Source organism: Mangrovimicrobium sediminis, from assembly GCF_004745945.1.
GTDB classification, from domain to species: Bacteria; Pseudomonadota; Gammaproteobacteria; order Pseudomonadales; family Halieaceae; genus Mangrovimicrobium; species Mangrovimicrobium sediminis.
In genome coordinates this window covers 21,876-39,711 of sequence record NZ_SRLE01000003.1, presented here as the reverse complement: position 1 = coordinate 39,711, position 17,836 = coordinate 21,876, and the positions used below count along the sequence as shown (strand labels likewise).

The 17,836-nt window shown below is 64.9% G+C and carries 18 protein-coding genes and 1 tRNA gene; 2 read left to right on the top strand and 17 right to left on the bottom strand.

Annotated features, from left to right (window positions below; translation table 11 throughout):
* Positions 1–2: 2 nt before the first annotated feature.
* Positions 3–2,894: a GGDEF/EAL domain-containing response regulator gene (locus tag E4634_RS03180; RefSeq protein WP_135441165.1), complete on the bottom strand. Its 2,892-nt coding sequence runs from the start codon at positions 2,892–2,894 to the stop codon at positions 3–5.
* Positions 2,895–3,341: 447 nt separating this feature from the next.
* Between E4634_RS03180 and E4634_RS03175 the strand changes: the two genes are divergently transcribed.
* Complete coding sequence (locus tag E4634_RS03175; RefSeq protein ID WP_167854749.1) at positions 3,342–3,920, top strand: DUF3617 domain-containing protein; 579 nt, start codon at positions 3,342–3,344, stop codon at positions 3,918–3,920.
* 53 nt (positions 3,921–3,973) lie between these two features.
* On the opposite strand, the gene E4634_RS03170 is transcribed toward E4634_RS03175, so the two are convergent.
* Complete coding sequence (locus E4634_RS03170) at positions 3,974–5,584, bottom strand: bifunctional AfsR/SARP family transcriptional regulator/alpha/beta hydrolase (RefSeq protein ID WP_135441163.1); 1,611 nt, start codon at positions 5,582–5,584, stop codon at positions 3,974–3,976.
* 147 nt (positions 5,585–5,731) lie between these two features.
* Here E4634_RS03170 and E4634_RS03165 point away from each other — a divergent pair, with 147 nt between their 5' ends.
* On the top strand, positions 5,732–6,025 hold the full coding sequence (locus E4634_RS03165) for a hypothetical protein (protein WP_135441162.1): 294 nt from the start codon (positions 5,732–5,734) through the stop codon (positions 6,023–6,025).
* A 145-nt stretch (positions 6,026–6,170) separates the two neighbouring features.
* Here E4634_RS03165 and E4634_RS03160 read toward each other — a convergent pair.
* The 15 genes from E4634_RS03160 to aspS form a co-directional block, all read right to left on the bottom strand.
* Positions 6,171–6,246 (bottom strand) — tRNA-Lys (locus tag E4634_RS03160).
* Between the two features lie 92 nt (positions 6,247–6,338).
* Positions 6,339–7,025, bottom strand: coding sequence for a 7-cyano-7-deazaguanine synthase QueC (gene queC, locus E4634_RS03155; RefSeq protein WP_135441161.1), 687 nt, complete (start codon positions 7,023–7,025; stop codon positions 6,339–6,341).
* On the bottom strand, positions 7,026–7,694 hold the full coding sequence (queE, locus tag E4634_RS03150) for a 7-carboxy-7-deazaguanine synthase QueE (protein ID WP_135441160.1): 669 nt from the start codon (positions 7,692–7,694) through the stop codon (positions 7,026–7,028).
* A gap of 21 nt (positions 7,695–7,715) precedes the next feature.
* The gene (gene ybgF, locus E4634_RS03145; RefSeq protein ID WP_135441159.1) at positions 7,716–8,693 is read right to left on the bottom strand and encodes a tol-pal system protein YbgF; all 978 of its coding nucleotides are present in this window, start codon (positions 8,691–8,693) and stop codon (positions 7,716–7,718) included.
* 7 nt (positions 8,694–8,700) lie between these two features.
* On the bottom strand, positions 8,701–9,222 hold the full coding sequence (gene pal / locus E4634_RS03140) for a peptidoglycan-associated lipoprotein Pal (protein WP_135441158.1): 522 nt from the start codon (positions 9,220–9,222) through the stop codon (positions 8,701–8,703).
* Positions 9,223–9,275: 53 nt separating this feature from the next.
* On the bottom strand, positions 9,276–10,577 hold the full coding sequence (tolB, locus tag E4634_RS03135; RefSeq protein WP_135441157.1) for a Tol-Pal system beta propeller repeat protein TolB: 1,302 nt from the start codon (positions 10,575–10,577) through the stop codon (positions 9,276–9,278).
* Complete coding sequence (locus tag E4634_RS03130; protein ID WP_135441156.1) at positions 10,577–11,335, bottom strand: energy transducer TonB; 759 nt, start codon at positions 11,333–11,335, stop codon at positions 10,577–10,579. The genes tolB and E4634_RS03130 overlap by 1 nt, the downstream gene beginning before the upstream one ends.
* The gene (tolR, locus tag E4634_RS03125) at positions 11,332–11,721 is read right to left on the bottom strand and encodes a protein TolR (protein WP_135441197.1); all 390 of its coding nucleotides are present in this window, start codon (positions 11,719–11,721) and stop codon (positions 11,332–11,334) included. The genes E4634_RS03130 and tolR overlap by 4 nt, the downstream gene beginning before the upstream one ends.
* A 35-nt stretch (positions 11,722–11,756) precedes the next feature.
* Positions 11,757–12,467, bottom strand: coding sequence for a protein TolQ (tolQ, locus tag E4634_RS03120; protein ID WP_135441155.1), 711 nt, complete (start codon positions 12,465–12,467; stop codon positions 11,757–11,759).
* Positions 12,468–12,470: 3 nt separating this feature from the next.
* Positions 12,471–12,920 carry a tol-pal system-associated acyl-CoA thioesterase gene (gene ybgC, locus E4634_RS03115; protein ID WP_135441154.1) on the bottom strand — a complete coding sequence of 150 codons (450 nt, stop codon included), beginning with the start codon at positions 12,918–12,920 and terminating at the stop codon, positions 12,471–12,473.
* Positions 12,920–13,975, bottom strand: a complete 1,056-nt coding sequence (gene ruvB, locus E4634_RS03110; RefSeq protein WP_135441153.1) for a Holliday junction branch migration DNA helicase RuvB — start codon at positions 13,973–13,975, stop codon at positions 12,920–12,922. Before ruvB ends, ybgC begins: the two co-directional genes overlap by 1 nt.
* Positions 13,975–14,589: a Holliday junction branch migration protein RuvA gene (gene ruvA / locus E4634_RS03105; RefSeq protein WP_135441152.1), complete on the bottom strand. Its 615-nt coding sequence runs from the start codon at positions 14,587–14,589 to the stop codon at positions 13,975–13,977. The genes ruvB and ruvA overlap by 1 nt, the downstream gene beginning before the upstream one ends.
* Before the next feature lie 14 nt (positions 14,590–14,603).
* Positions 14,604–15,122: a crossover junction endodeoxyribonuclease RuvC gene (ruvC, locus tag E4634_RS03100; RefSeq protein WP_135441151.1), complete on the bottom strand. Its 519-nt coding sequence runs from the start codon at positions 15,120–15,122 to the stop codon at positions 14,604–14,606.
* A gap of 78 nt (positions 15,123–15,200) precedes the next feature.
* Positions 15,201–15,944, bottom strand: a complete 744-nt coding sequence (locus tag E4634_RS03095; protein WP_135441150.1) for a YebC/PmpR family DNA-binding transcriptional regulator — start codon at positions 15,942–15,944, stop codon at positions 15,201–15,203.
* 60 nt (positions 15,945–16,004) lie between these two features.
* The gene (aspS, locus tag E4634_RS03090) at positions 16,005–17,795 is read right to left on the bottom strand and encodes an aspartate--tRNA ligase (protein WP_135441149.1); all 1,791 of its coding nucleotides are present in this window, start codon (positions 17,793–17,795) and stop codon (positions 16,005–16,007) included.
* Between the last annotated feature and the right edge of the window lie 41 nt (positions 17,796–17,836).

Genomic DNA, 17,836 nt, shown 5'->3' with positions numbered 1-17,836 from the left:
CACTAGACGGACACCTGCGCCGCGACCTTCTCAATCTGGTTGATAGCCACTTCCAGCACCGGTGCCGCCACCGCGGGGGAATACAGGAAACCCTGCACCCGGTGGCAGCCGCGGGCACTGATAAATTCCAGCTGCTCGGGCGTCTCCACACCCTCTGCCAACACCTCTACACCGAGCTCACGCGCCACCGCGACCATCGAGGTGACAGTGACCTGGTGCCCTCTCTCACCGGTTGCCAGGAAGCTGCGGTCGATCTTGATCATGTCCAGCGGGTAGCGGCAGGCGTAGGCCGGGGAGGCGTTGGTGGTGCCGAAGTCATCGACCGCCAGCTTCACTCCGCAGGCGTGCAGTTCCTCCAGCTTGGCGCTCACCGCCGGAAGTTCGGTAACCAGCAGGCTCTCCGGCAATTCCAGCATCAGCGATTGCGGTGGCAGGCCGGTGCGCAGCAGCGCCCGCTTCACCGAGTCGACGAAGTCTGCATGCCAGAACTGGCGCTGCGAAATATTCACCGCGACGGAGAAATCGCGATGGCGGCGACGACGCAAAGCCTCAATATCCTCGCAGGCACGACGCATGAGCCAGTCGCCCAGGGTGACGATAAAGCCGGTGGATTCCGCGAGATGGATGAAGCGATCCGGCGGAATCCAGCCGCCATCGGCATCCTCCCAGCGCACCAGTGCTTCCACCCCGGTAACGTGCCCGTCCAGGGTGCTGATCTGCGGCTGGTAGTGAATGCTCAGGCGGTCATTCTGGAACGCGGAATACAGCGCATGCTCGATGGGCTGGGCCGACACCGACTTGCCGTCGTCCTCGGAGCTGAACACCTGGTAGCCGTTACGTCCGCGTTGCTTGGCCTGGTACATGGCGGTGTCCGCGTGTTCCAGCAACTGCTCGATCGTCTCGCCGTGCTGCGGCGCGACGCTGAGCCCGATGCTGGTGCTGACCACGATACGCTGGCCACACAGCTCCACCGGCTCGGCCATGAGTTCGAGGATCTTCTCGCACACCCGCTCGACATCGCTCTCGTCGCGGATCTCCGGCAGGATCACAACGAACTCGTCGCCGCCCATGCGGCACACCGTGTCGCTTTCACGCACGGCGCGCTTCAGGCGTTCGGCGACAACCTTGAGCAACTCGTCCCCGGCCATGTGGCCCAGCGTATCGTTAATGCGCTTGAAGTGATCCAGGTCCAGCACCAGCACACCCACGCGCCCGCCATAGCGCTTGATGCGCAACAGGGCGTGCTGCAGGCGGTCGGTCATCAGTGTGCGGTTGGGCAGGTCGGTCAGGCCGTCGTGGTGCGCGATATGCTCGATGTACTCGTTGGCGGCCTTCTGCTCGGAAATATCGTAGGCGATCAGCAGGTAGCCGCTGATCTCGCCATCCTCCGCCCGCAGCGCGGTCACCGTCAGGTTGACCGGCAGCGTGCTCTCGTCGCTGCGCTGATAGGTCCACTCGCGGCTCTCCACCTCGCCGCGGCGCGCCAGTTCGACCAGGGTGCCGAAGTCGGCGCCAAGCTCGATACCGAGTTCCGCGGAGAGTTCGACGGCGCGCGCCTCCAGTTCGTCTTCGCGGTGGAACAGCAGCGCCGACTCGCGCTCCACCAGTTCCTCGCGAGAGTAGTGCAACAGGCGCTCAAGCGCCGGACTGACCGCGATGATGCGCCCGTCGATGTCTGTAGCCATCAGGCTGAAGGGCGAGTGTTCGATGATCGACTGGGTGAGCTGGTGCGCGCGCAGCATGACCCGCTCGGCCTCCTTGCGCGCGCTGATGTCCACCACCGTGGCCAGCACTGCCTCTTCCTCGCCCATGCGGATGTGATTCAGCGTGATCTCGACCGGCACCTGCTCACCATGCCGGGTCTGCAAATAGACATCGCTCGCGGAGCGCATGCGCCGGGCGGCGCTCTCGCCAAAGAAGCCGCGCATGATGCGTGCATGTCGCCCGCGATCACCGGCCGGCACAAACTCCTCGATATTGCTGCCCACCAGTTCCTGTGATTCAGCGCCCATCAGGAGGCCGGCCCGTTCGTTGGCCAGCAGGATGCGCCCGTCGCGGTCCACGCCAATCATTGCCACCGGCGCCAGGCGAATGATGCAGTCGAGCGTGTCCGCTTCCTGCTTGCGGTGGGTGATGTCGGTGAAGGTCAGCGCGTGACCGGTGTCGTGCAGCGCCGCGCAGTGCAACTCGAGGGTGCTGTCGTACAGGGTGATCTCGAGGCGCTCGTCTTCCTGGGCGATACAGCGGTGCAGCAGGGAAACGACTTCATCGACACCGCTGTGCCCCTCCACCCGGGCGTGAATCAGCAGCAGAGCCGCGAAGTGGGACAGCGACATGCCGCTGGTCTCCACGCTGCCCGGTACCGAGAACAGGTCGCGGAAGCAGCGGTTGCTGTACTTCACGCGGTTTTGCTGGTCCAGCACCACCACACCCTGGCTCAGGGCATCCAGCGTGATAAACGACAGCTGCTTTTCGTACTCGAGCTTTTGCGTGAATTCGCGCGATTGCAGCAGCAGGCAGTGGCGCTCTACAGCGCGCAACAGCACCTGGTAGAGGACCGACAGGTACTCGCCGTCGTCGTCCTTGGAAATGAAGTCCGTGGCACCCTCGCGCAGGGCGTCGAAGGCCAGGCCGAGGTTTTTACCCGCGGTCAGGATCACCACCGGCAGGTCGGTACCGGCGGCGTCGATACGCCGCATCAGTTCGACGCCGTTCATGCCCGGCATATAGTAGTCGGTGAGAACCACGTCGAAATGCGCGACAAACAGTCGGGCCAACGCCTCCTCACCCCCGGCTACGTGCTCGACGGAGACGCCCTTGTCCTCCAGCTGATGCTTTACCAGCATCGCCTGGACGGGATCGTCCTCGACATACAGCACACGTACGCTATCCATTATTATCGCCTCTGCCCCTGACTTGCAGTGTTCCTTTCCGGGGTTGAGCCCATATCCTGGCCCTCACCCTCTCGCGCGAATCAGTCCCGTGGATTCCGCGTCCTGCCTAATTCATCGGCGCCTGCGGAAAAAGATTTATCGGAACAGGGCCAAAATGCGAGCGGTGCACGCCCTCCAGGAGCATTGATAAGCAGCTGTTTTCATTGGCTTTATAGTTTTTCGGCCGAGATATTCCAACAGCGAATGGGGAAGAATGTGACACACGTCCCGTCGCGGCGGGCTAAAGTTGCGTCCCTGCGCGGCAAACCTGTGGTGTTACTCGAGGTCGGCCCCGAACGCGCGCGCGGCTGCGACGACGACGGCAAGCGGTACGGCTGTCACACGCCGGACTCGACCGGCGGGGGAGCGGCTATACTTGTCGCTCACGCACTACGACAGGCACCCCCGATGACCGCGCGCAGATACTTCCGAACCACCCTGGGTTTCCTCGCACTCGGAGGCTGCCTGCTGGCCGCGCCATCCCGGGCGGAGAGCTTCGACGTGGAACCGCGACCCGGCCTGTGGAAAGCCAGCAGCAAGATCCTGATCAACGGGCAGGATTTCATGGAGCAGATGCGCGCCGCCAGGCAGCAGATGCTCGAGCGCCTGCCGCCTGAGGCCCACGCCTCCATCCCCGAAGCCCCTTCAGAGGAACAACTGAGCTGCGTGACCGCGGAAAAGGCGAAGTCCATGAGCGACGTGGATACCTGGCTCCAGGAGCTCTCCGGCGACGGCGGCTGCACGTTCAGCAAAACCGGGGAAACGAGTAACAGCGTCAAATTTGCCGGCAGCTGTGATGGCAGCAGCGGCTACGCGGGCGAGATGTCCGGCGAGCTGGTCGCCGATGGACCCACCGGCTACACCATGAAGATGGAAGGCAGTGGCATGATGAGCGGGCCGGGGGGGATGCAGCAGGAGATGACGCAGCAGATTATGGTGACGGGGAGTTGGGTTGATGGGGATTGCGGGGATGTTGTGCCGGAGTAGGCAGCACGCCCGGTTCACAGCCCCAGAAACAACGCCTGCTGTCCCCCGGTAAATCAGCCTGTTGCGCCGTTGCTGTCCCGCGCCAGAAACTCCCGCACCGCCGCAACAAACTCCTCCGACGCTGGCTCTCTGCCGAGCAGCAGGTGGCCATCACTGTCCAGGCTGAGAAACTCCGCGCCCGGAACGCGCGTGGCAATCTCACGGCCAGTGGCCAGCGGGATGCGCCGGTCACCCGCAGAGTGAATCACCAGCGTGGGCACCCTCACCCGCGCGAGTTGCTCACGTACGTCGATGTCGCCGAAGGCGGAGAGAAAGCGCACGGCGTTTTCCGCGGAGGTGGTGGCGCGCTGGAAGTCGTTAAACCAGGCCAGCTCCCCGGCGGTGGCGCCGGGCATGAAGGTCGATGAGAATATCTGTCGATAGGCGGGGTTGTCTCGCCCCCAGCCGGTCGCTGTGAGGGTCATTACTGCCTCGCGCTCGGCGATCTCGTCGGCACTGGCATCGATGCGCCAGCCGGCGGGATAGCCGCCGAACAGGACCAGGCGCGAAACGCGCTCGGGGTGGCGCACCGCGTACTCGATGGACACCGCCGCCCCCTGGGAAATGCCGAGCAGGGCAAATCGGTCCAGTTCCAGTGTGTCCACCACGGTTTCGAGGTCTGCGACGAAGGCGTCGAAGCTGATATCGCCGACATCCCAATCCGAAAGACCGTTGCCGCGTTCGTCGTAGCGGATGAAGCGGTGGTCACGCGCCAGTTCGCGAAACAGCGGCGACCAGATCGGCGCATCCCAGTCCAGTTCCAGGTGGCTGAGCCAGTTGGCGGCCTTGACGATGGACGGGCCGCTGCCGACGCTGGCGTAGGCGATATTTACCTCATCCGACGCACGACAGAATTGGATTTTCTGCCGCGCCAGCAATTGCCGCGGGGTCGAGCCTGTCCCCGCGGATGTCGAACCTTCCTCCGCCGGGGCGGTTGGCGACTGCGCGGACCAGGCGATGCCGGCATTGTTGAACCGGCGGGTCAATTCCTCGCGCGCCACAGCGGCTTGCTCTGGTTGGCCGAACTGTTCCAGCCTTGCAAGCCACAGATGAGCGGCATCTACACTGAACGGCTCGATATCAAGCCAGCTGCGTGCGAGCGCAACCGCGCGGCCGGGGGGGAGTTGGGAGTGCGTAGCAAGGCGGCTGACGGCGCGGCCTCGCAGCCGCTGCACGTCCTCACGCTCTGCATGCAGCCACTCCTGAAACAGGGGTTGGTCCGGGATATCGATACCTTCCAGCAACCCTTCGGACAGCACCGCGACCAACGCTTCCAGTCGCTGCATGCCAATTGACTCCGCTTCCAGTTCTTGTGCGTAGTTGGCGATGTCCAGGCGTAAATCGTCGGCCTCGAGTTCGACGCGCTCGCGATCCGCCCGGAGACGCTCACATCCCGCATCGTTGACCACCTGACGCAGTTTGCTGAGCGACCAGCGCAGCGCGGCGCGCGGGTCGTCGGGAATTTCCCAGAGCAGTTCACAGAGGCGGTCGCGGCGGTGTGGCCGACCGGTCAGGGCGAGGTAGGCCAGCAGCGCGCGCGTGCGGCGGGACGCGGGCAACTTGAGGGCCTCGCCGTCGCATAGCACGGCGAGTTCGCCGAGCGTGCGTATTTCCAACCCTGACATGAACCCCGCCCAGCCAACAAATTCACAAGTAATTACAACGGCGCTTACCACGGGATCGCCACGCCCGGTCCAACGCCGCATGGACAGACTGGCCGCGCCTGGCACCGGTTAGGTGCCACACCCGATTCGCAAGTTTAGGAGACTAGCATGGATAGCCAGAATGGAAAGTTCGCGCAGACACCGACAATGCCAACACCCTGGATTGGCCCGACGTTGACGGATGCAAGCACGCCACGCCTATGGACAGGGGACATGACCGGCCACGCCACCGTGGCGGATCCGGTACCCACCCAATCGGCGAATGCGCCACAGCATCGGTCACGGAGCAGCCCGAATGGCGCCTGGCCGCAGATCTTCGACATCCTGCCCCTGGCCCTGGTGATCAGCGCAGTCGTCACTGCTTGCGGCAGCTGCGTTCTGCTCCTGGCCACGTCGATCTGAGCGCAGCGGCTAACCCGGGTTCCGTCCCTGCGAGCAGCCCGCCAAAGAAGGCTGAACCGGCGGGCAACGGGCGCGAGATACGGCTGGAGGGGACGGGCCAACAAAAAAGGGCTAGCGGTGATAAACCGCTAACCCTTTCGGAAAATGGTGGGCCGTGCTGGGCTCGAACCAGCGACCAATTGGTTAAAAGCCAACTGCTCTACCAACTGAGCTAACGGCCCGAAAGAGCAGCGTATCTTACGGATTTAGCTCGAAAACACAAGCCCGGGGCGGGCATTTTTTTGGCCGCGGGAAGGCGCTGCCCCGGCCGTTTTCAGCTCGCGCCGGCATAGCGGGTCGGGTCCGTCACCCCCGCGTCGGCGAACCCCTCGCGACGCAGGCGACAGCTGTCGCAGCGGCCGCAGGCCAGCCCGTCTTCCGTCGCCTGGTAGCAGGACACGGTCAGGGCATAATCCACCCCCAGCTCGGTACCGGCGCGGATAATCTGGTCCTTGCCCAGGTCCATCAGCGGGGCGTGGATAGTCAGCTTTTCGCCTTCGACGCCGGCGCGGGTGGCGAGGTTAGCCATGGCCTCGAAGGCCGCGATGTAGGCCGGCCGGCAGTCCGGGTAGCCCGAATAGTCCACGGCATTGACGCCGATGAAGATATCCTGCGCGCCGAGCACTTCGGCCCAGCCCAGGGCGATGGAGAGGAACACGGTATTGCGCGCCGGCACATAGGTGACGGGGATGCCCTCGGTGGCCTCCTCCGGTACGGCGATGCTGTGATCGGTGAGCGCCGAACCGCCGATGCTGTCCAGGTTCAGCTTCACCACTTTGTGCTCGACATCACCGAGGGCCGCGGACACGCGCTCGGCGGCGAGCAATTCGGCGCGGCTGCGCTGGCCGTAGTCGAAGCTCAGGGTATAGCAGGCGTAGCCCTGCTGGCGCGCCATGGCCAGCACGGTGGTGGAGTCGAGTCCGCCGGATACCAGGATCACGGCGCGCGGTTGGTCGCTCATTCAGTGCCCCGGGGCATCGTTCCAGAGAAGTTTATGCAACTGCAGCTGCAGGCGCACCGGCAGGTTGTCCTGCAGTATCCACTCGGCCAGGGTGCGCCCTTCGAGCTGGCCGTGACTGGGGGAGAACAACACGTCGGAGACCCGCTGCGCCAGATCGTACTGGTCCAGCATCAGGCGGGCCCAGTCATAATCCTGACGGTTGCAGATGACGAACTTGACCTGGTCCGCCGGGCCGAGCAGCGCCATGTTGGCGTAGTCGTTGCGCGCCAGTTCGCCGGAGGCCGGTGTCTTCAGGTCCACCACTTTAACTACCCGCGGGTCAACGCCCGCCACGCTGAGCGCGCCGCCGGTTTCCAGCGAGACCTCGTAGCCCGCGTCGCACAGTTGGGTGAGCAGGCGCAGGCAGCCCGGCTGGGCCAGGGGTTCACCGCCGGTCAAGGTGACATAGCGCGGCCGGTAGTTGGCAACAGTTGCGAGGATATCCTCGAAGCTGCGCAGTTCACCGCCGCTGAAAGCGTAGGCGGTGTCGCAGTAGGTACAGCGCAGGGGACAGCCGGTCAGGCGCACGAACACCGTGGGCAGGCCCACGGTGCGCGCCTCTCCCTGCAGGGAGTAGAAGATTTCGGTGATGCGCAGGGCATCGGCGCTGTGCACCAGGGTGTCCGACATACCGCCTCCGGGCCCGCGGGCCTAGAAGTTCTCGTCGATGAAGTCCCGCGCCATCTGCACGGCGGAGTTGCTGGTGCTGCCGTAGTCGCTGATCACGCGATCCAGGTACTCGCGGGATTTCGCCCGGTTGCCCTTGAGGAAATACACCTTGCCCAGCTTGAACATGGCGTCTGGTGCCTTCGGGTTGTCCGGGTACTCGCTGAGCAGCAGGGTGAACGCCTGGCGCGAGGCCTCCGGGTCCGGCGGGTCGATCACCAGGTAGAGCTCGCCGAGCCAGTAGTGGGCGTTGGGCGCGTACTTGCCGTCCGGGTAATCGCGCAGGAACTGGTTGAACGCGTCTACCGCCTTGTCGAAGGACTGGCTGCGCACCAGCGCGTAGGCCGCGCGGTAGGCGTCGGACTCGCCGGGCAGTTCGGCGCTCTTGCCCATGGCCGCGGCACCGCCGCCTGCGGTAATGGTGCTGGTGTTGGTGCTGGTGGTTGGCGCTGCGGCGCCGCCGCCGAGGGCACTGATGCGCTTGTCCATATCGACATAGCGCTCCAGGCTCTGGGCTTTCAATTCGCGCAACTCGTTGGCCTGCTCCTCGACGATACCGTTGAGGCGCATGACGTCCTGGCGCAGTTGCTGTACTTCCAGGAACAGGGTGCCCATGTTGCCGCTGCCGGCTGCGCCTGCCACCGGTGCCGCGCCGGTTGTCGGCGGTGCCGCGGTCACTACCGGGCCGGCGGGTGAGCCGCCAAGACCGTAGCTGGTGGCCGGGGCCGGGCCGCCAGCGTCTGCCGGGGCGGTGCTGAAGGAATCGGGATAGGCGTAGTCGCCCTGGCTCGGGCTGGACGCTTCGGGTGTCGTCGGGGTTGCGGTGTCCGGTGTCGCCGGCGTGGTGCGGCTACCGCGCTCCGCCTCGACATCGACATAGTCCTGTGCCGACGCCATAAAACAGAACGGGCTGGTCACCAGGACCAGCCCGCCTGCTACAAGCCATTTACTCAGGTACGCCATAGGCGGCTTACTTGAGTTCTACGCGCCGGTTCTGGGACCAGTTGGACTCACCGCTGCCCATGGAGATCGGGCGCTCTTCACCGTAGCTCACGGTTTCGATGCGGTAGCTTGGCAGGCCATTCACAACCATGTAGTCGCGTACCGCGTTGGCGCGGCGCTCACCCAGGGCCATGTTGTACTCGCGCGTGCCGCGCTCGTCGGTGTGGCCTTCCAGGCGAACTGCTTCGTCGGTGGTCTTCAGGTAGGCGATGTGCGCGTTCAGTGCCTCGATGGCCTCCGGCTTCAGCGCGTAGCTGTCGAAGTCGAAGTAGAAGACGCTGCCGTAAGCGGCCGCGGCGTCGCGCTTGGCGCGCATTTCGCTCTGGGCGGCGGCTGCTGCTGCAGCGCGCTCCTGCTCGGCCTTGGCGGCGGCTGCGGCGGCGGCCGCTGCCTCTTCATCGTCCTTTTTCGCGCTGCTGGAACACGCGGCCAGGAGCGCGGCGGTGAACATTACGATCACGGCTTTACCAGCAACAGGAAGATATTTCATAGCTTTGTTCCTTGAGATATCAGTAGGTATAGAGTTTGTTTTTAAATGCCCGGTTAACGGCTCATGTAAGGTGACCACGCCGGCTCGCGCACGTCACCTTCCCGTGCCGGCAGCCGGAATTTCACGCCGCCATCTACCGAAACCGCGGCTAATATGCCGCGGCCCTGGTATTTCGTTGCGTACAATACCATAGAGCCATTGGGCGCGATACTGGGACTTTCGTCAAGTTCTGTAGAAGTAAGTACCTGCATGCGCTTGCTTACCAGGTCGTAAACCGCGATGTGGAAACGCCCGCTCTGCTGGTGCACCAGCACCACGTTGCGCCCGTCCTGGGCGACCCTGGCGCGGGCGTTGTAGTTGCCCTCGAAGGTCACCCGTTCGGTGTTGCCGGTGCGCAGATCGTAGCGGTAAATCTGCGGGCGGCCGCCGCGGTCCGAGGTGAACAGCAAGGAGCGGCCGTCGGGCATCCAGGTCGGCTCGGTGTCGATCGCGTAGTGCCGCGTCACCCGGGTGAGTTCCTTGGTGGCAAGGTTCATCAGGTAGATGTCCGGGCTGCCGTCCTTCGACAGCACCATGGCCAGCATCCTGCCGTCCGGCGACCAGGCCGGGGCTCCGTTGAGCCCCTTGAAATTGGTCAACTGCTCGCGCGCGCCGGTCATCAGGTTCTGCCGGTAGATCGCCGGGCGGCCGGTTTCGAAGGAGACATAGGTGATCTGAGTGCCGTCCGGCGACCAGCCCGGCGCCAGCACCGGCTCGCGCGATTCCAGCAGCACGATCGGGCGGGCGCCGTCGGAATCGGCCAGGGTCAGGCGGTAGTAGTCCTTGCCGCCGGGCACGTGGGTCACCGCCACGTACAGCAGGCGGGTGGCGAAGGCGCCGGGAATGCCGGTGAGTTTTTCATAGACCGCGTCGGCCACCCGGTGCGCCAGCATGCGCGCCTCGTTCTCCGGGCCGGTGACCGCGGCGCCGGCGACGCTGGCCTGGCGCACCACGTCGTACAGCTCGTACTCGATGCGCATCTCGCCGGCGCTGGTGGAGGCGCGGCCGATCAACAGGTATTCGGCGCTGATCGCGCGCCAGTCCCGGTAGAAGATGTCCTGCTCGCGGCTGGGCCGGCCGAGCATGTCGGCGCGGTCCACCGGCGAGAACTGGCCGCTGCGGGCAAGGTCCGAGTCGATGATCGCCGCGATATCCTCGGAGGCGGTCCCGCCGCTACCCTGCCAGGCGAACGGCACCACGGCGATCGGCGTGGGGTTGTCGATACCCTGGGTAATCTCGATGGTCAGTTCCGCGCGCGCGGTCTGGGCCAGCAGGGCGAGCAGCAGTGGCGCAAGCGCCAGAATCAGCCGTTTCATCAGTAACGTAGGTCCTCGGGTCTGAATAGCAGGCGGAAGCGCCTGAAAGTACGTTCAAATTCGTCCGGCGGCAGGTTGCGAAGTTCCGGGAAACTGCCGGCTTTTTCCACCGCGTTCATGGCGGAACGGTCAAACGCCGCATTGCCGCTGGAGCGTACCACCTGCACGCTGACAATCTCACCCGTGGGCACCAGTTGCAGGCGCAATTCCACTTCCATGCCGTTGCGCGCACTGGGCGGACGGCTCCAGTAGCCGATCACGGTCTGCTGGATGAGCGCGGCGTAGCTATTGGCCATCTCCTCGGCGGTGGCGGTCGCCTCCAGCGCCTCGTCTTCCTGGGAGATGACCCGCGCCAGGTCCTGGCGGGCAATGGCCGCGAGTTCCTCGTCGGTAATCCGCGGCTCCTGTTTAGGTTCGGGCTTGGGCTCGGGTTTGGCCTCGACCTTGGGTGCCACCTTGGGCGCAGGCTTGGGGGCGGGCTTCGGCGGCACCTTGGCCACCGGCTTCGGCGCAGCTTTCTTCGGCGCCGGCTTTTGCACGGGTTTTGGTTGCGGCTTGGGCTGCAATTCGCTGGCGGACACCAGCCGCGCGTTGATCGCCTTGGGCACCACGCGCGCCTTGATCACTTTTGGCTCGGAGCTGGTGAAGTTCATGGTCAGCGCCGCCAGCAGCAGGGCATGCAGGGCGAGTGTCGCCAGCGCCGGGCGCAGGATGATCCGCGGCACCACCGGTCGGGCATAGACCGACTCGGCATTCACTGCGGGTCCTCGGTCACCAGGCCGACACTGGGGGCGCCCGCCTGTTGCAGTTCGACCATGACAGTGACCACCTGGCCATAGGGTACCGCCTCGTCACCCCAGATCAGCACCGGCTTGTCCTTGTTGCGCCGCAGCACGGCGGCCACGCGCTCGCGGATCGTCGCCAGTTCCAGCACCTGCTTTTCGTTGCCAAGGTTCAGGTACAGCAGCCCCTGGGCATCGATGGAGACGATCAGCGGCTCGCTGTCCTGGTTTTCCACCGGGTTGGCGGTGGCCTCGGGCAGGTCTACCTTCACCCCCTGCATGAGCATGGGCGCGGTGACCATGAAGATGATCAGCAGGACCAGCATCACGTCGATATACGGCACGACGTTGATCTGCGACATCGGTTTGCGTTTGTTACGGGTGCGCAGCACGTGGATTACCCCGCCTTGCGTTCCTTGGCGCGCAGGGCGTAGGCCTGGCGGTAGAGGATGCTGGAGAATTCATCGCCGAAGGTGTCGTAGCGGTTGCTGAACACCTCGACCTTGGCGGCAAAGCGGTTGTAGGCGAGTACCGCGGGAATCGCGGCAAACAGCCCCATCGCGGTGGCCACCAGCGCCTCGGAGATACCCGGCGCTACCGTGGCCAGGGTCGCCTGGGTGGCGTTGGCCAACCCGCGAAAGGAATGCATGATGCCCCAGACGGTGCCGAAGAGGCCGATATAGGGGCTGGTGGATCCCACCGAGGCGAGAAACGCCAGGTGTCGTTCCAGGCGCTCTTCCTCGCGCAGCATGGCCACGCGCATGGCGCGGCGCGCACCCTCGACGATCGCCTCGGAATCCATTTCCGACTGCTGCGCCAGGCGCGAGAACTCCTTGAAGCCGGCGCGGAAGATGCTCTCCATACCCAGGATGGCGTGGCCGTCGGCGGTTTTCTCACTGCCCTCGCGGTACAACTGGGCGAGGTCGATGCCGGACCAGAAACGCTCCTCGAAATCGTAGGCTTCCTCCTTCGCATTGCGCAGGTAGATGAAGCGCTGCACGATCATGTACCAGGACAGCATGGACGCCGCGAGCAGGATACCCATGACCAACTGCACGGTGAAACTGGCCCCGAGGACCAGTTCCAGCAGGCTCAACTGTTCTTCCAATGTTCAGCTCCCATTACTGTCGTTGTGCTGTTCTATGTGATTGTCGTTTTGCTGCGTGCCGCGCAGGCGGCCGCTGATTTCCTTTGGAATACGCCGCGGACGCACCCCGTCGCGGTCGACGCAGGCGATGGTCACCGCTCCCTCGGCCAGGGTTTCATCGCCGCGGCGCACCGCCTGGTGCAGGGACATCGACGCCCCGCGCAACTCGCCCACGCTGACCGTCGCCTCGATTTCGTCGTCCAGACGCGCCGGGCGCAGGTAGTTCACCGCCACATCGCGCACGACGAACATGAGGTTGCGGTTGAAGATGAACTCCCGGCCGAACCCGAGCGAGCGCAGGAACTCCGTGCGCGCCCGCTCCATGAACTTGAGGTAGTTGACGTAATAGACGATGCCGCCGGCATCAGTGTCCTCGATGTAGACGCGCAGGGGCAGGGAAAATTCCACCGCCATCAGGGTGCGCCTTCGCCGCCGAGATCGAGGTCCAGGTTGGGTTCGCGGCCACCCGGCTGGGGCAGCCCGAAATGCAGGTAGGCATTGCGCGTGACCATCCGCCCGCGCGGGGTGCGGATGATGTACCCCTGTTGGATCAGGTAGGGCTCGAGCACGTCCTCGATGGTACCGCGCTCCTCGGAGATCGCCGCCGCCAGGCTGTCCACCCCCACCGGGCCGCCGTCGAATTTCTCGATCATGGCCAGCAGCAGGCGCCGGTCCTGGTGGTCGAAGCCGCGCTGGTCGACGCTGAGCATGTCCAGCGCGCGGTCCGCGACGCTGTCGGTGATGTGGCCGTCCGCCTTCACCTGGGCATAGTCGCGCACTCGCCGCAGCAGGCGGTTGGCGATACGCGGCGTGCCGCGCGAGCGCCGGGCGATTTCCCGCGCGCCCTGGGCGTCGATGCCGATATCGAGGATACGCGCCGAGCGCTCGACGATATGGGCGAGGTCGCCGACCTCATAGAACTCCAGGCGCTGCACAATACCGAAACGATCGCGCAGCGGCGATGTGAGCAGGCCGGCGCGGGTGGTGGCGCCGACCAGGGTGAACGGCGGCAGGTCCAGCTTGATCGAGCGCGCCGCCGGGCCCTCACCGATCATGATATCGAGCTGGTAGTCCTCCATCGCCGGGTACAGCACTTCCTCGACGTAGGGACTGAGGCGGTGGATCTCGTCGATGAACAGCACATCGCCGGGTTCCAGGTTGGTCATCAGCGCGGCGATATCGCCGGCTTTCTCCAGCACCGGGCCGGAGGTGGTTTTCAAGGACACGCCCATCTCGTTGGCGATGATGCTGGCCAGGGTGGTTTTACCAAGGCCCGGCGGGCCGAAAATCAAGGTGTGATCCAGGGGCTCGCCGCGCCCTTTGGCCGCCTCGAGGAAGATCGACATCTGCTCGCGCACCGTGGGCTGGCCCACGTACTCGTCCAGGGATTTCGGGCGGATGGCGCGGTCCATCGCGTCCTCGCCGGGCCCGGAGGCCTGCGGGGCGATCAGGCGGTCGGTCTCGATCATCAGGCGCTCACCATGGATTTCAGCGCGCGGCGGATCAGCTCTTCGCTATCCGTCACGGCGTCGTCGTTGACCGCAGCCACGGCCTTCGCCGCCTCGGCGGGCTTGTAGCCCAGTGAAATAAGGGCGCTCTCGGCGTCGGCGACCATGCTGCTGGCCGTGGGGGCTGCATTGGCGCCGGCCACCGCCACACTGCCGCCGGCGGGCTGCAGCCAGGCGTCGAGCTTGTCGCGCATTTCCATCACCAGTCGTTCCGCGGTCTTGCGGCCGACACCGGGCAGCGCTACCAGTGTGCCAATATCCTCGCGCTGGATGCAGTGGGCGAAGGCACTGGCGTCCATGCCCGAGAGTATCGCCAGTGCCAGCTTGGGACCGACGTTACTGACGCGAATCAGCAGGCGAAACAGTTCGCGGTCGCGCTCGTCGTAGAAGCCGAACAGGACCTGGGCATCCTCGCGCACCACCAGGTGGGTGACCAGGTGCACGTCCCCGCCCGGCTGCGGCAGCTGGAACAGGGTGCTCATGGGGACCTGGATTTCATAGCCGACACCGCCCACGTCCACCAGGATTTCCGGTGGGCGCTTGTGCACCAGCTTGCCGCGAATACTTCCTATCATTATGTCCGATCCGGCTAACGCAACCGCCGCCGGCGCACAGAGCGGGCGCCGGCCATGTGTATCATACTCTGCCGCGTGTGCGCGTGGCACAGCGCCGCGGCCAGCGCATCGGCGGCATCTTCCTGCGGCTCGCCGGGCAGTTTCAACAGCACTTTTACCATGTGCTGCACCTGCACCTTCTCGGCGGCACCGGTGCCGACCACGGATTGCTTGATCTGCCGCGCGGAATATTCCGACACTTCCATGCCGCGGGTGGCGCAGGCCACGATGGCCGCGCCGCGGGCCTGGCCCAGCTTCAGGGCCGAACCGGCACTGCGCGCCATGAACACCTGCTCGATGGCCAGGCACTGGGGGGAATGCAGCTCGACCAGTTCGGCCACGCTGTCGTGAATGATGCGTAAACGCTCAGCCAGTTCGCCGTCCGGCAGGCGAATGACACCGCTGGTGACGTATTGGCTGCGGCCGGCCTCAAACTCGATGATGCCAAAGCCGGTTTTGCGGGAACCCGGATCGATTCCCAGAATTAGCGACATGGAAGATTCCGCGCCCTGTGCCCCGTTACCTTATTATGTACAAATTTACAGGTGTGGTCAGCACGCGCAAGGGATGGATCAGAGACTGGCGAGCACCTCGTCGGGAATATCGACGTTGGTGTAGACGTTTTGCACGTCGTCGAGGTCCTCCAAAGCATCCACCAGACCCATCAGTTTCTCGGCGCCGTCGGCGTCGACTTCCACCGTGGTGGAGGCGAGCATGGTCACCTCACCGCCCTCGGGGACCAGGCCGGCCTCCTCCAGCGCAGCCTTTACGGCGGAGAAGTCCTCCCAGGCTGTGGTGACATCGATGGAACCGTCGCGGTTGCTGACCACGTCCTCGGCGCCGGCTTCCAGCGCCGCCTCCATGACCGCCTCTTCATCGGCGCCGGGGGCGAAGCTGATCTGACCGACCCGGTTGAACAGGTAGGCGACCGAGCCGTCCGTACCCAGGTTGCCGCCGCGTTTACTGAAGGCGTGGCGCACCTCGGCGACTGTGCGGTTGCGGTTGTCGGTCATGGCCTCCACGAGCACCGCGATACCACCGGCGGCGTAACCCTCGTAGGTCAGCTCCTCCATGTTCTCGGTGTCGTTGCTGCCGGCACCGCGGGCGATGGCGCGGTCGATGGTGTCGCGGGTCATGTTGGCGCCCAGCGCCTTGTCGACCGCGGCGCGCAGGCGCGGATTGTCCTCGGGCAGTGGACCGCCGAGTTTGGCGGCAATCACCAGCTCACGGATCAGCTTGGTGAAGATCTTGCCCCGCTTGGCATCCTGGGCCGCCTTGCGGTGCTTGATATTGGCCCATTTACTGTGCCCCGCCATGTCTGCCTCTTGCTTCTATATCCTTCTTTTATTACCCACGCGATGTTGCCCGCCAGTAACTCAGCCCTGCTCCTGGCCACCGGATTCCGCGGCGGACTGGCGCAGGCGGATGTTCAGCTCGCGCAGCTGCTGCGCATTCACCGCGCCGGGCGCGTCGGTCATCAGGCAGGCCGCGGTCTGGGTCTTGGGGAAGGCGATCACGTCGCGGATGGAACTGACACCGCACATCAGCATCACCAGGCGATCGAGGCCGAAGGCCAGGCCGCCGTGGGGCGGTGCGCCGTACTGCAGCGCCTGCAGCAGGAAGCCGAATTTCTCGGAAGCCTCCTCGTCACTGATCTCGAGCACGCGGAATACCGCTTCCTGCATATCGCGCTGGTGGATACGCACGCTGCCGCCGCCGATTTCGTAGCCGTTGAGCACCATGTCGTAGGCGCGCGAGAGCGCGGTTGCCGGCTGTGCCGCCAGTTCCTCGGCGCTGCAGGAGGGTGCGGTAAAGGGGTGGTGCAAGGGCGTCAGCCCACCGTTGCCGTCGTCCTCGAACATGGGGAAGTCGACCACCCACAGGGGGGCCCAGCCCTCCCCGACCAGGCCCTGGGCCTCGGCGACCTTCAGGCGCAGTGCGCCCAGGGACTCATTGACGATACCCGCCTTGTCGGCACCGAAGAAAACGATGTCGCCGTTTACCGCGCCCAGGCGCTGCATCATCTGCAGCACCACGTCTTCCGGCATGAACTTGAGGATCGGCGATTGCAGGCCCTCGACGCCCGCGGCGAGGTCGTTGACCTTGACCCAGGCCAGGCCCTTGGCGCCGAAGATCGACACGTACTTGGTGTAGTCGTCGATCTCCTTGCGGCTGATAGTGGCGCCGCCCGGTACTTTCAGCGCGGCCACACGGCCTTCCGCGTCGTCCGCCGGGCCGCGGAACACCTTGAAATCCACCTGCTGCATCAGGTCGTCGACACTGACCAGTTCCATGTCGATACGCAGGTCCGGTTTGTCCGAACCGAAGCGCTCCATGGCCTCGGCGTAGGGCATTGAGGGAAATGCCGGGAGCTCCACGCCGAGTACGTCGCTGAACAACTCACGCACCATGCGCTCGGCGATGTCCATGATCGCGGCCTCGTCGAGGAACGAGGTCTCGATATCGATCTGGGTGAATTCCGGCTGGCGATCGGCGCGCAGATCCTCGTCGCGGAAACACTTGGCGACCTGGTAGTAGCGGTCGAAGCCGGCCACCATCAGCAACTGCTTGAACAGCTGCGGGGACTGCGGCAGGGCGAAGAACTGGCCGGGATGGGTGCGGCTGGGAACGAGGTAGTCGCGCGCGCCCTCCGGAGTGGCCCGGGTGAGGATCGGCGTCTCGATGTCGAGGAAACCCTCGGCCTCGAGGAACTGGCGCACCCCCGAGGTGATTTTCGAGCGCAGGGCGAGACGCTCCTGCATTTCCTGCCGGCGCAGGTCCATGTAGCGGTAGCGCAGGCGCACTTCCTCGCCCACCGCGGTGTGCTCGTCGAGCTGGAACGGTGGGGTGGCGGCGCTGTTGAGAATCTCCAGCTCCTTGCCGAGAATCTCGATCTCGCCGGTGGCCATGGCCGGATTGACCGTGCCCTCGCCACGGGCGCGCACGCGGCCGGTGATCTTCAGCACGTACTCGCTGCGCACACGGTCGGCGCGCTGGAAGTGCTCCTCGGTATCGGGGTCAAAGACGACCTGCACCACGCCCTGGCGATCGCGCATATCGAGGAAGATTACGCCCCCGTGGTCACGGCGCCGGTCAACCCAGCCACAGATAGTGACCGTCTCGTCGATGTTGGCGGTGGAAAGGACGCCACAAAAATGACTGCGCATAACTCGGATTCCGTGTGGTGTTGCGGCCCTGTCGGGCCGGT